We start from the raw sequence: 13,537 nt of genomic DNA, 5'->3' as shown, positions 1-13,537 counted from the left end.
ATGAAAAAGACGTTATCAATTATCGCCTTGTCTATTATAGGCTTTGGGTTAGTTTCATGTAAAAAAGAAAACAAAGAAACTCAAAGTACTGAAACTGCAACTACTGATTCTACGGCTGTTGCGGCTCCGGTAACCACTGATTCTGCAGCAGCACCTGTAACTGGTGAAGCAGCGGCTCCGGTTTCTAACGAACCATCTACTTCTGTTGCTTTATCTGAAAACAACTTCGATTTTGGGAAAATCAAAAAAGGAGATAAAGTGGAACACGTATATGAAGTTACCAATACCGGAAAAAATCCTTTAATCATTTCTGAAGTTAAGCCAGGTTGTGGATGTACTGCTCCTGATTTTACAAAAGAGCCGATTATGCCAGGTAAAAAAGGAAAGGTTACATTACACTTTGATTCTTCAAGCTTTGACGGAAACGTTCAGAAATATGCAGATGTTTTTGCAAACGTAGAGAAAGCTCCAATCAGATTAACATTCACAGCAAACATTCAACCATAATATTTAAAATATGTTGACACTATTTTTACAGGCAGCAGGTGGATCTTCACCTATGATGCTGATCATGATGGGAGTGATGTTTGTAGGATTTTATTTCCTGATGATCAGACCTCAGATGAGAAAGCAGAAGCAAGAGAAAAACTTTCAGGAAAACCTTAAAGTAGGAACAAGAGTAGTTCTTACCTCTGGTCTTCACGGAAGAATTGCTCAGGTTCAGGATGATGGTTTTGTTATTGAAACATTATCCGGAAAACTGAAATTTGAAAAAGCGGCAGTTTCCAGAGAAATGACAGAATCTCGTTTTGGAGATAAAGCAAAATCTGCAGATAAAGCGGATGACAAAAAAGAAACAGCAACTGAAGAGAAAAAATAATTCAGTCTGAAAATATTTTAGCTGCGGCGGGTGAACGAAGTTCACCCGCCGCAATTTTTTTATACAACTTACTGAACAGAACAAAATATAATAAAGATGATTAAGCAGTTTTTGTGTTCATTTGGGATTAGTGTTTAATAAAATTATCTTTGTCCTATGAATCAAAGCACAAACAAAACGGTTCTTATTCTGGGAGCTAATTCAGATGTAGCAAAACAATGTATAAAGCAATATGTTGAAAAAGGATTTACAGTGATTGCTGCTTCCAGAAATACAACATCTTTGGATGATTTTATTTATTCAAATAATCTGGACTCTTCAAAAGTTTCTGTTTTGTTTTTTGATGCCGCAGATTTTGATTCACATCAGGAATTTTATTCTAAACTTCCCATAAAACCTCATATTGTAGTATATGCTGCAGGTTTTTTAGTTGACAATCAAAAGGCATTGGCTGATTTCAAAGGTGCCAGGCAAATGATGGAAGTCAATTATATGGGTGGAGTCTCTATCCTGAGTATTATTGCAATGGATAAAGACAACAAAAACCTTGAAAGGATCATTGGCCTTTCTTCATTGTCTGGAGTAAGGGGAAGAAAAAGTAATTTTGTCTACGGAAGTACCAAGGCTGCGTTTACTCAGTTTCTGGCCGGATTGAGGCAGGAATTGGCTTCCCGAAAAATCATTGTAAATGCTTTGGTCATTGGCTATATCAGAACAAAGATCAATGAAGGATTAGCATTGAATGAATCCTTGATCATGGAACCGGATTATGTGGCAAAATATATTGTCAATGCAGGAAATTCTTTTACCATTGTTCCGAATTTTAAATGGAAAATTATTTATTATATTCTGAAATTGCTTCCGGAAGGGCTTGCTGCGAAACTGCCTTAATCCTTTAGATGAGAATGTTTTTGAACAAAATCCTTGAAAGTATTATAGCCAGACCCTTCAAAACCAGATGCTGTAAAGATGAGATTGATTTTGTTGAAGAAGATTCAAAATAAGATATTGATCAACGATGGTATAACTTGTCTTATTCCAGTTGGAACCATATTGATTGGTTTTTAATCAAAATAAAATAATTAATCAATAAGAAGGTTATAAAAGATTAATTTCCCTTAATAATTGGACTTCGGTATCGTTTTTGTAATTCTATGACCGAAAAATTATTTCTTCCTGCAAGATTCAATTTCTGAATGATTATTGAGTAAGCTGAAACAATCTGTTCTGCTGTCAATCTATTTTAATCTATAATACCATTTACTTTCACTTTTGAAGTGTAAGGTAAATTTCTTTTTTAGACAGATGTATTCAATTTCATTTTTAAATCCTGCAGAACTTAATATCTCATTGATAATAATAAACATATAGTATAAAATGGACGATTTAGAATTGAACAAGATTCAACAGCACTGGGACACGTTAATTTCTTCAGCAATTTCATGGGCACCAAGAGTTTTTACTGCAGTTATTTCTGCATTATTAATTTATCTGATTGGATCATGGATGATCAGAATGATTAAAAAGCTGGTTGAAAAAGCTTTTATAAAACGTAATATGGAAGCTTCTCTGCGACATTTTCTGTTGAATATTATCAATTGGGGGCTTAATATTCTGTTGTTTATTGTTGTTGTAACTCAATTGGGAGTGCAGACCTCTGCATTTGTGGCTATGATTGGTGCAGCAGGTTTAGCGGTAGGTTTGGCTTTACAGGGATCCCTGACGAATTTTGCGGGAGGAATCTTAATTTTATTATTAAAACCTTTTAAAATTGGCGACTTTATTTCTACCAATTCAGGAGTTTCAGGGACGGTACAGGCAATAGATATTTTCCATACAAAACTGGTTACACCACAAAACCAGTTGATCGTTATTCCTAATGGTGTGGTTTCAAATAACAGTATTACCAATTTTACCCAGCTGGGAACAAGAAGAACATCATTGGATATCGGAGTTGCATATGATGCAGATCTTAAGCAGACCAAAGAGCTTTTAATGAATGTCATTAGAAATAATCAATATGCTCTTGCAACACCTGTTCCACAGGTAGTGGTTACCGAGCTTGGAGAAAGCGCTGTCAATTTATCGGTTAGAGTAAGTGCTTCTATAGAAAATTACTGGGCTATGAACGAAGAACTCATCATCGGTTGTAAAGAAGCTCTCGATAAAGCGGGAATCGGAATTCCTTTTCCACAACGGGATATTCATGTTTATAATCAATAATTAGATTTAATTTTTTTAAGAAACTCCTCCATTTACAATAATGTAGGAGTTTTTTTAATCAATATTTTGTAGCAACTCCAGAGCCTTCATCATATCAATTCCCTTACCCAGAACCGGTTTGAACAAATCTCCTTTTTCTTTGATTCTGTCCAGAGCATTATTAATATTAAAATCTATAGGTTTCAACCCGGGTTTCAATTCTTCCCAATTCAACGGCATTGAAACTGAAGCTCCCTGTTTAGGTCTTAAGCTGTAAGCACTTGCAAGGGTTTGTCCTGTTCTGTTTTGAAGATAATCGAGATAGATTTTTTTATGATCTCTTTTTTGAAGGCTTCGTTCTAAAGTAGTGATCTCAGGAAGTCTGTCATTGACCTGTTTCATAAGAATATGGGCAAAATCTTTTACCTGGTCAAAATCATAATGAGCTCCCATGGGAATATAAATATGAATTCCTGTACTTCCGGAAGTTTTGCAGTATCCTTTTACTTTAATCGTTTTTAAAACCTCATTCACCTGAAGTGCTGTTTCAATTACCTCATCAAATGTATTTTTGGAAGATGGATCAAGATCTAAAACCAGATAATCAGGATGCTCCAGATCGGGTAAAGAACTATTCCATGGGTTGAGGTCTATACAGCCTAAATTATTCAGGTAGGCTAGAGTTGCTTTGTCATTGCAATACATATAGTCGATGTATTTATCATTGGATTCAGAATAAACCTGTGTAGTTTTTATCCAGTCCGGGATATGATCTCCGGCATCTTTCTGATAAAACCCCTGCTCTTCAATTCCATTCGGAAAGCGGTTGAGAGAAAGCGGACGGTTTTTTAAATGAGGCAGAATATAAGTAGCTACAGATTGATAATACTCAATGACATCTCCTTTAGTAATGCCATCTTTTGGGAAATAGGTTTTATCCTGATTGGTCAGTTTTATGATATGTTTGTCCAAAGTGATCTCTTTTTCTTTCTCAGAAACTTCAGTTTTTTTTGATGATGCTTTCGTTTTCATTTCTTTAGATTTTTTGGTGAAGGGTGAATCTTTGATATCTTTAAAATCTTTGTCTTCTCTTATCCCTATAAAAACAGGATGTCTGAAGATTCCGTCCCTTGTAATTTCAGAATATTTTATTTCACAGATCAGCTCAGGCTTTGTCCATGTTACCGGCATATTGGTCTTTGGAATAATTTCGAATGGAGATGATTTTACAACCAGCTTCTGAAGTTTCTGGTAAAGCTCTTTTAAAGAAGTATTATTGAAACCTGTTCCCGTATGTCCACAGTAAGTAAGCTTTCCATTCAAATATTTTCCTAAAATTAAGGCACCGAAACTTTTTCGTGAACCTCTGGGTTCTGTGAAACCACAAATAATAACCTCTTCTGTATTGGAAAATTTGATTTTCAGCCAGTCACTGGTTCTGTGATTTTCAATGTATGGGCTTTCTGCCCGTTTTGCAATCATACCTTCCAATTGCATTTTTTTCATCTGTGCAAAAAACTCAATACCCTTTTCCTGAATATGATCACAATATTTAATACGATCAGTTTCTGTCAGAGCCTCTTTTAAAAGTTCCTTTCGCTGAATAAGGGGAAGGTCTTCGGTAGAATGACCATTTAGCCATAGAAGGTCAAAAACATGGTACACAAGCGCAGCATCCGGATGATCTCCAATCTGCTGTAAAAACTGGAAATTAGGTTCCCCTTGTTCATCATACGCTACAACTTCACCATCCAGAATCATATGATGTTTCTGTTTTTCGAATTCCAGTGCAATTTTTTCGAATTTTGATAAAAAGGAAATTCCATTCCGGGAATAGAAGAGAGGAGTGTCATGGCTTAAGTCGGCAATGGCTCTATAGCCGTCCCATTTTATTTCAAAAATCCAGCCTTTATCATTGAAGGCTTCTTCGGAAAGCTTAGCCAACATGGGCTTTATGAAGGACTTTAATTTTTTTTCGTTCGTTAAAGAATTAAAATTTCTGAACGGTTTTTCAAAGGTTACGACTTCTTTTTTTCTTTTATTTTTAAGCTTTTTTTTTCCTCTAAAAATTGGGTAACCAAAGATTTTGGTGAGGTGTTTTCTTCAGCGTCATAAGGGCTTTCTGCAAATTCATCCTTATGTTTGATGAGCAGCCATGCATTGTCGTCTGTGTTTTTCATTTTAACCAAAGCAAATTCACCTTTCAGTTTCTTACCGTGTAAAATGAATTTTAAAGAACCGGCATGCAATTCTTTCAGCAGCTCTTTTTCATCAGAAAGTTTGGTATTTTCTTCCAAAGGTTCATAAGTTCCACTGTCCCATACTTCCACTTGCCCGGCACCATAATTTCCTTCAGGGATATTTCCTTCAAAATCCTTATAATCGTAGGGATGATCTTCCACCATCATGGCCAGACGTTTATCTTTTGGATCTAAAGAAGGACCTTTCGGAACGGCCCAGCTTTTCAGTACACCTTCCATTTCAAGCCGGAAATCATAATGAAGCCTGGATGCGGCGTGTCTCTGAATCACAAAAATCAATTTATCTTTGCTTTTTTTTGTTTTTCCTTTAGGTTCGCTGGTTTCATCGAACTTTCGTTTTTCATTATAATCTTTGAGAGCCATTACGATGCAGATTTGGATTTAGAGGTATTCAGACTGGCTTTTAACTGTGCCATAAGGTCAATCACTTTACCTTCTTTTGCAGGCTGTGCTTTTTTAGCTTTTGTATTTTTGCCTTTTGCTTTCTGCTTGATGATTTTCATCAATTCATCAGAATAGGTGTCTTTGTACATCGCAGGATCAAATTCCTGGGAAAGCTGCTCAATAAGGTTAACCGCCATTTTAAGTTCTGCCGGTTTCGGAGCTTTTTGCGCGGGAATTTTTAAATCTTTATAATCCCTTATTTCCTGATCAAACCTTAAACGATTGAGAACGAGGATGTCATCTTTGTACGAACGGATCATTCCAATGGCTTCAGCTTCACGGAGCACAAATGTTCCGATTCCTACCATAGCTGTTTTTTCAAGAGCTTTCAGTAAAAGTCTGTAGGCATTTTCTCCATTTTTCTGAGGCTCCAGATAATAAGGGTTTTCAAAATATACACTGTCTACTTCCACTTCCTTTACAAACTGGTCAATAGAGAGTATTTTTGACTTTTCGGGGCTTGCCGCTTCGTAATCTTCCTCATCGAGAACGATATATTTGTCGTCCATGAGATAACCTTTGACGATATTTTCCCATTTAACTTCTTTTCCTGTATTTTCATTTACTCTTTTGAAACGGATATTAGAAAAATCAGATTTGTCGAGCATATCGAGATCCAATTTTGTGGTTTCCGTTGCCGAATAAATTTTAACAGGAATATTGACTAAACCGAAGCCAATGGCACCATTCCAAATTGCTTTCATTGTCTTACGTTTTTAAAAATCAAGCAATTAACATGCCGTTGGAGGCCTGTGTGGTACCTTTAACCGGCTTTTTGTCAAATGACAATTGTTTTTAGCCCCGACTTTTATACCTTTATATTTCCGTAATCTGTGGTTACAAAAAATATGGAAGAACTTTTTAATTATATCAAAAAATTCGGGACACTGAATCCTCAGGATGAACTTTTGATTGCTGAAGGAATTCAGGAAATCACTGTAAAGAAAGGGCATCCTTTCATAGAAGCAGGAAAGGCGAGTCAAAGAATTGCTTTTGTAAAAGAAGGGGTCTTCCGGTCTTTGTATTATAATAAACAGGGGGATGATTTTACGCGCTATTTTATTTACGAAGGAAGGTTTATCGGAGATTTTCAGGGCTTTACCGATCAGCTTCCCGCTCACGAAGATATTGAAGCTATTACTGATGCTGTATTGCTGGTGATAGATCTTAAGCATTTTAAAATACTGGAAGAGAAAATAATAGTCTGGCCAGTTTTATTTGCCAGAATCCATGCTTTTGTTGTGGAGAATAAACTGAAGGTAGCGAGTATCATGCTGAATCAGGATGCGAAATCACGCTATATTCACTTTTTAAATCATTATCCGGGCCTTGCCAACAGGGTTCCGCAATCTATGCTGGCATCTTATCTTGGGGTGACTCCCTCTTCATTAAGCCGGATCAGAAGGAATATAGTTTAGAATATCATTGATGATAGTTTGGGTCATTAATACTTTTTACATTTTACAACTGAATTCCCTTTTTGTCAAATGACAATGGTCTTTCTTGTTGACTGTCATAGCTTTGCCTCATAAAATTAAAGTACGAATATGGATATTGTATTAGGATTGCAATGGGGAGATGAAGGTAAAGGAAAGTTTATTGATCTTATCAGTGAAAATTATGACATTACAGCGCGTTTTAATGGCGGATCTAATGCTGGACACAGCATTGAAAGAAACGGGCGTAGAATAACTCTTAAAATGATTCCTTCAGGGATTTTCATGAAAGGAGTACAGAATGTAATTGGTACAGGAACTGTTCTGGATCCTGTAAGTTTTAAAAAAGAAATTGCAAATCTTCAGATATTTGATCCCACAGTTCAGCCTGAAGGCAATGTGATTATTTCTCTTAAAGCTCACTTTGTACTGCCTACTCACAAGCTTCTCGATGTTTTTATGGAAGAAAGTCCGGATTATACAACGATAGGAACAACCAAAAACGGGATTGCACAGGCGTATTCAAATAAAATTTTAAGACAGAATGTAAGAGTTGGAGATATGTTTGCTCCTGACTTTAGAAGCAGGGTGCTGCATATTTTAGAAAGAGATTATAAAATGCTGACAGAAGGAGGTATGGTACTGCCTTCTTTGAAGGAAATAAGCAATGAGTTTTTTGAAGCCGTAGAATTTCTGAAGAGATTCAAATGTACTGAGACAGAAATATATTTAAACAATGCTCTGACAGAAGGAAAAACAATATTAGCTGAAGGATCTCAGGCTGCCATGCTGGATATTGACCATGGAACGTATCCTCATGTCACTTCTTCTTCCACAACAGCTTCAGGAGCAAGCAGTGGACTGGGGGTTTCACCGAAAAAAATAGGTGATATATTTGGGATTGCAAAAGCATATTGCACAAGAGTAGGGAACGGAGTATTTCCAACAGAGTTATTTGATGAATTAGGTGAAGAGATCCGAATAAAAGGAAATGAATTTGGTTCCAATACAGGACGCCCGAGAAGAACAGGCTGGCTGGATTTACCTGCTTTAAAATATGCGGTAATGATCAACGGCGTAACCCAGCTGGTTCTGACGAAAGCAGATGTGTTAAGCGGATTACCATCAGTAGCAGTGTGCACTCATTATGAACTGGAAGATGGAAAAACAGTAGATGTAACAGGTTTACTTCCTGAAAATGGAAAACCCGTACTGAAATGGATGAAGGGATGGAATGCTGATTTCTCCACGATGAAAAGTCCTTCAGAATTGCCACAAGAATTAATTGAGTTTTTATCATTTTTGGAGGCTGAATTGGGAATTCCGGTGGCTTATCTTTCAACAGGTCCGGGAAGACATGAAATGTTAAGATTAACAAGTAAATAATTATTGAGCAGAAATTATATACTGATCCGATAAACAAAAGAGGTTAGGAAATACATTTCCTAACCTCTTTAGATTTGTATGAAAAAAGTTTAGTTAACTTTTGTAAGTATAAAACGCTGCTTTGTAGAAGGCTGAACCGTTTGATCTGTAGTGCCAATTACAATAGGGGTAAGATTAGTTGTTAGGCCATCCTTTACTTCTAATCTCAGTGCTGGTGCATTCTTAGGAGCGAATCCAAAGCCATTATTTCCCAGATTGAATAATAACCATTTCTGAGAATCTGTATTAGCATTGGTTCTTAATTCAACAGCCGTTCCATTCACTGTTCCGTTACCTTTTACGGTTAACACCTTTGCAGGATCCAATATAGATTTGATGATGTAATAACCATGATCTGACTTGCTGAAAGTAAATCTCTGGTTATTCTCGGTAGAGGCTGAATACAGAATTATGCTGGTGCCGTCTGCAGTAGAGCTCCCGGAAATATCCAAATTTTTATCGCTAGCTAAAGCTGTTCTCATTGTATAAGTTCCGTTGATGGCAGAAGTAGTATTAACAGGTCCATACAAGTGATTTATTCCAGCATAATCACCGGCAGACAATCCTGTTCTTTGCTTTGTAAAAGTGGATCCGTCCAGCTTAGTCATTACAGGCTGGCTTGGGTCTATAGCAAAGTCTGTAGACTGGTACATCATGACTGAACCGAAATCAAATGCACCATGTCCTGCATAATCATTGTAAAGGTTGAAGTTATGGCGGCTTCCTTCTACTGCTTTGTTAACATCTACAATAATATACTGATCTCTGTCTGGACGGCACTGTTCATGCATGATTCCCATAGAATGCATTATTTCATGTGCGATAATTGCGGGATAAGTAATATTATAAATTTTAATACCGTTAACTCTGTTTTTTTGCCATCCAAGTGGTGAACTGTTGCTTGTTGTATAAGTAAAGGTGATGTATTCTGTTTGATTCGTGCGTTCAACAAACTGCACACTGGTTTGAGAAGAAATCATATCAAACGCTTTGTTGATATTGGTAAGTAATGTATTGTAATTCTGAGTGCTCAGACTTCCCTGACTGGGTAATGTATAATAGACCGTTGCATTCGGCCATGTCTTAATAAAGGAGCTTACAATGGTGCTTTTCTCAACGGTTGAAATTTCAGAATTGGCCTGCATTTTTAATTTGTCAAACTGCTCAGAGCTGATAGTAATATCATCTGCATAAAAATATTCACCATTTACTTCATTGACATACGTGTAATTTCCGTTAATCAGTAATTTGTGAATCTTTGTATTGTCCAGCTTCGTTGTTGTAAGATCTATTGAGTCTGCTTGTGCATTTTCAATATCAGACCTACATGAATTCAGTGCCAGAACAAGGCATGCTGATAAGAGTAATAGTTTGTTTTTCATATTATTTAATATTGGTTGGTTGATCAGGTTTGTAAAATATGAACAGCTATATTATTACCGCACGCAAAAGATTGTAACAATAAATCAAATCCCAGGTTTGATTAAGTCTTCATTATAATTCAGCCGTGTATTGTAAATATATTCATAAAAGTTATTATTTGTATATAACATAATATAATGATTGTTTTGTTATTGTTTTGTTTAAAATATGCAATTGTTTCATGTAATAAAATATTTTGATTTAATTTTTACTATTAAATTTTAAATTAAGTTATTTCACAGATATTTGATATAGTAGCTAAAACTGTATATTATACTAACATAAAGTTCATTCTATTGACAAATTAATATAGTATGATAGAATTTGAATTGCTATGACTGCAAAAATGTGACCTCATGAATATTATCAATATAAGGCGTTGTACATTGAAGATTCCTGTAATTTAGAGTATAAAAAAGGAGTATTGGCTCCGCTTTACATTATTGATCCTTTCTAACTAGCTTTTATTTAAACATTTTTTCACAAATTCCATAATAATTGGATTCGGTTCTTTTTCTGTAGAAGTTAAAGCAGGCTGAAATAATGTTCCTACAAAAAAGGGATGGGATTTTATTTCAAATGAACGGTAATTTCCGTCTTCAGATATTGAAGTAAGAGACAGTCCGTTCTTTGTCAAAATATCAACATACTTTTCATTAATGCCATAGCTGCAATAATATTTTCCTATGATATTATCCTGATGGATGGTTTGATAGAGAAAACTATTTTTATCAATGAGTTTCAGGTTTTCCTGTTCTCCTTTTAAAGAGCAGGGAAGTTTTTTAATCAATGGATCTGCCCCATCCGGGTTTGTTTCTTCATGATCAGCATTCTGAATACCGCAAACATTTCTTGCAAATTCTATAATCATGTGCTGAAATCCGCCACAATTTCCAAAAGTAGGAATATTATTCTCCCGTGTAAATTGTATGGCTTTAAGGACATTTTCCATATCACGATATGGACTTCCGGGAGCAATCCAAAGTCCTGAATACTTTTGGGTCTCAAAAACAATTTTATTATTAAAAATGTCTGTGGGAATCCAGTCAAACTGAATATCCAGATTTAATTTTTTTTGAATGTTTCTTGTGCTTTCATTTAATGCATGAAGCGTAGAATGGACGGGGTTGAAATCTCCCAGAATGGCAATTTTTTGTATCATAATATTTGTGTATAAAAAAAGCGGGGCAAATACCCCGCTTTACATTTATGCTTTTAAATTCAATTGTAATTCTAATTCGTCGAGCTGTGTATCAGCAATAGAAGCCGGAGCATCAATCATTACATCTCGTCCTGAGTTATTTTTAGGGAATGCAATATAATCTCTGATCACTTCGTTTCCATCAAGAATCGCTACCAAACGGTCAAATCCAAATGCTAAACCTCCATGTGGCGGTGCTCCGTATTTGAAGGCATTCATCAGGAATCCAAACTGTGCTTCAGCTTCTTCTCTGGTGAATCCTAACAAATCAAACATTTTAGACTGAAGGTCTTTATCAAAAATTCTGATAGATCCACCTCCGATTTCGTTTCCGTTAAGAACCATATCATATGCGTTAGCTCTTGCTTTTTCAGGATCTGTTTCCAATAAATGAATATCTTCAGGTTTTGGAGATGTAAACGGATGGTGCATTGCGTGGTAACGGCCGGTTTCCTCATCAAATTCCAATAGAGGGAAGTCAACTACCCAAAGTGGTGCAAATACGTTTCCTTTTCTTAGTCCCAAACGGTTTCCAAGCTCCATTCTTAAAGCAGAAAGCTGAGCTCTTACTTTATTTTCGTTTCCGGAAAGAATCAACATTAAGTCTCCTTCTTTAGCTCCGAATTTTTCGATGATTTTTGCTAAATCTTCTTCGTTGTAGAATTTGTTTACTGATGAGGTTTTCACTCCATCATTCTGGAATTTAGCCCAAACCATTCCTGAAGCTCCAACCTGAGGGCGTTTTACCCAATCAACAAGCTCGTCAATCTGTTTTCTTGTATATTCTGCACATCCTTCTACATTGATTCCAACAACCAATTCTGAATCATCAAATATTTTAAAGTCTTTTCCTTTTACCAGTTCATTCAGTTCTACGAACTCCATTCCGAAACGGATATCCGGTTTGTCATTTCCGTACTTTCTCATCGCATCTGCGAAAGTCATTCTTGGGAAATCTCCGAATTCCTGGCCTGTGATATCTTTAATAAGAGTTTTAGTCATTCCTTCGAATACATTCATTACATCTTCCTGATCTACGAATGCCATCTCACAGTCGATCTGTGTAAACTCCGGCTGTCTGTCGGCTCTTAAATCCTCATCACGGAAACATTTCACAATCTGGAAGTATTTATCCATTCCGCCTACCATCAATAGCTGTTTGAAAGTTTGTGGAGACTGTGGCAATGCATAAAACTGTCCCGGGTTCATTCTGCTTGGTACAACAAAGTCTCTTGCTCCTTCCGGAGTAGACTTGATCAGAACAGGTGTTTCCACTTCAATGAAACCTTCATCAGATAAGTAATTTCTTACTTTCTGTGCCATTTTGTGACGGAAGATCAGTTTATCTTTTACCGGATTTCTTCTGATATCCAGATATCTGTATTTCATTCTTAATTCCTCGCCACCATCTGTTTCATCTTCAATAGTGAAAGGAGGCAGCTGAGATTCATTCAGAATAGTCAGTTTTTCTACAAGGATTTCAATTTCCCCTGTTGGAATATTAGGATTTTTGCTTACTCTTTCAATAACTCTTCCGGTAGCCTGAATCACAAATTCACGGCCCAGTTTTTTAGCTTCTTCCATCAGTTGTGCAGAAGAACGCTCCTGGTCAAAAACCAGCTGGGTAATTCCGTAACGATCTCGAAGATCTACCCAAATCATAAATCCTTTATCACGGATAGTCTGTACCCATCCTGATAGTGTAACTTCTTCATTCAGATTTTTCAGAGATAGCTCTCCGTTGGTGTGTGATCGAAACATAATTATTTGTTTAAAGTTCAATGTTTAAGGTTCAATTCCGAACCTTGAATTTTTCGTTGGCAAAGATAAGATTTTTGCAGGTTTTATAAATAAAAAAAACTTCCTTTCGGAAGTTTCGTATATTGTTTTCAGGTTTTTTAATTTCTATTACCGCCCTTTTCTGTCAGAATTTTCTTTATTTCTTCAGTACCCTTTGTATCATCAGCTACTTCAAGAGGTGTTTTGTTCTGACATTTTTTATTAACATTGGCCTTGTTGTCCAAAAGGAAATGTATAATATTCTTTCTATCAGACATTACACTGAATCCAAGGGGTGAATAAGCTATATTTCCAACGAGGAAGCATTTGTTGTAATCTCCCGGGGCAAACTGTTTTTTAAATGTTGCCACATCATCAGAATAGATCGCTTTCATCTTTTCCTGAGTCATCTTCTGAGCAGAAAGCATACTTCCAGATAGTAACATTCCAAATAGAAAGGTAGTAGAGATTATTTTTTTCATAAGGA

Annotated in this window: 13 protein-coding genes; 6 read left to right on the top strand and 7 right to left on the bottom strand. The window is 36.1% G+C overall.

Annotated elements, in window-relative coordinates; translation table 11 throughout:
- The 4 genes from ACTJIP_RS19335 to ACTJIP_RS19320 all read left to right on the top strand — a co-directional run bounded on the left by ACTJIP_RS19335 (position 1) and on the right by ACTJIP_RS19320 (position 3,103).
- Complete coding sequence (locus tag ACTJIP_RS19335) at positions 1–507, top strand: DUF1573 domain-containing protein (RefSeq protein ID WP_180564684.1); 507 nt, start codon at positions 1–3, stop codon at positions 505–507.
- A 10-nt stretch (positions 508–517) separates the two neighbouring features.
- The gene (gene yajC, locus ACTJIP_RS19330) at positions 518–880 is read left to right on the top strand and encodes a preprotein translocase subunit YajC (RefSeq protein WP_077418845.1); all 363 of its coding nucleotides are present in this window, start codon (positions 518–520) and stop codon (positions 878–880) included.
- Between the two features lie 156 nt (positions 881–1,036).
- Entirely contained in the window at positions 1,037–1,771 is a 735-nt protein-coding gene (locus ACTJIP_RS19325; RefSeq protein ID WP_428169277.1) for an SDR family NAD(P)-dependent oxidoreductase, read from the top strand.
- 486 nt (positions 1,772–2,257) lie between these two features.
- A complete protein-coding gene (locus ACTJIP_RS19320) occupies positions 2,258–3,103 on the top strand; it encodes a mechanosensitive ion channel family protein (RefSeq protein ID WP_440704968.1) in 846 nt (281 codons plus the stop codon).
- 54 nt (positions 3,104–3,157) lie between these two features.
- Here the strand turns inward: ACTJIP_RS19320 and ligD are convergent, their stop codons facing one another.
- From ligD to ku, 3 genes are all read right to left on the bottom strand, one after another.
- Positions 3,158–5,029 (bottom strand): DNA ligase D, encoded by a 1,872-nt coding sequence (gene ligD, locus ACTJIP_RS19315; RefSeq protein ID WP_440704967.1) that lies wholly within the window; start codon positions 5,027–5,029, stop codon positions 3,158–3,160.
- A 71-nt stretch (positions 5,030–5,100) separates the two neighbouring features.
- Positions 5,101–5,706, bottom strand: coding sequence for a DNA polymerase ligase N-terminal domain-containing protein (locus ACTJIP_RS19310; protein WP_180564680.1), 606 nt, complete (start codon positions 5,704–5,706; stop codon positions 5,101–5,103).
- Entirely contained in the window at positions 5,706–6,491 is a 786-nt protein-coding gene (gene ku, locus ACTJIP_RS19305; RefSeq protein WP_440704966.1) for a non-homologous end joining protein Ku, read from the bottom strand. The genes ACTJIP_RS19310 and ku overlap by 1 nt, the downstream gene beginning before the upstream one ends.
- Before the next feature lie 144 nt (positions 6,492–6,635).
- Between ku and ACTJIP_RS19300 the strand changes: the two genes are divergently transcribed.
- Positions 6,636–7,205, top strand: a complete 570-nt coding sequence (locus ACTJIP_RS19300; protein WP_077418852.1) for a Crp/Fnr family transcriptional regulator — start codon at positions 6,636–6,638, stop codon at positions 7,203–7,205.
- 129 nt (positions 7,206–7,334) lie between these two features.
- A complete protein-coding gene (locus ACTJIP_RS19295) occupies positions 7,335–8,609 on the top strand; it encodes an adenylosuccinate synthase (protein ID WP_440704965.1) in 1,275 nt (424 codons plus the stop codon).
- Between the two features lie 89 nt (positions 8,610–8,698).
- On the opposite strand, the gene ACTJIP_RS19290 is transcribed toward ACTJIP_RS19295, so the two are convergent.
- The 4 genes from ACTJIP_RS19290 to ACTJIP_RS19275 all read right to left on the bottom strand — a co-directional run bounded on the left by ACTJIP_RS19290 (position 8,699) and on the right by ACTJIP_RS19275 (position 13,532).
- On the bottom strand, positions 8,699–10,030 hold the full coding sequence (locus ACTJIP_RS19290) for a M12 family metallopeptidase (RefSeq protein ID WP_440704964.1): 1,332 nt from the start codon (positions 10,028–10,030) through the stop codon (positions 8,699–8,701).
- A gap of 497 nt (positions 10,031–10,527) precedes the next feature.
- Positions 10,528–11,232: a glutamine amidotransferase-related protein gene (locus ACTJIP_RS19285; protein WP_180564676.1), complete on the bottom strand. Its 705-nt coding sequence runs from the start codon at positions 11,230–11,232 to the stop codon at positions 10,528–10,530.
- A 45-nt stretch (positions 11,233–11,277) separates the two neighbouring features.
- The gene (gene aspS / locus ACTJIP_RS19280; protein ID WP_440704963.1) at positions 11,278–13,032 is read right to left on the bottom strand and encodes an aspartate--tRNA ligase; all 1,755 of its coding nucleotides are present in this window, start codon (positions 13,030–13,032) and stop codon (positions 11,278–11,280) included.
- Between the two features lie 137 nt (positions 13,033–13,169).
- Positions 13,170–13,532 (bottom strand): hypothetical protein, encoded by a 363-nt coding sequence (locus ACTJIP_RS19275; RefSeq protein ID WP_156118332.1) that lies wholly within the window; start codon positions 13,530–13,532, stop codon positions 13,170–13,172.
- Positions 13,533–13,537: the final 5 nt, after the last annotated feature.

Origin of the sequence: Chryseobacterium sp. 22543, assembly GCF_052044565.1 — a bacterium.
Taxonomy (GTDB): domain Bacteria; phylum Bacteroidota; class Bacteroidia; order Flavobacteriales; family Weeksellaceae; genus Chryseobacterium.
The sequence above is the reverse complement of the archived record's forward strand: the minus strand, read 5'-3'. Positions and strand labels throughout refer to the sequence as shown.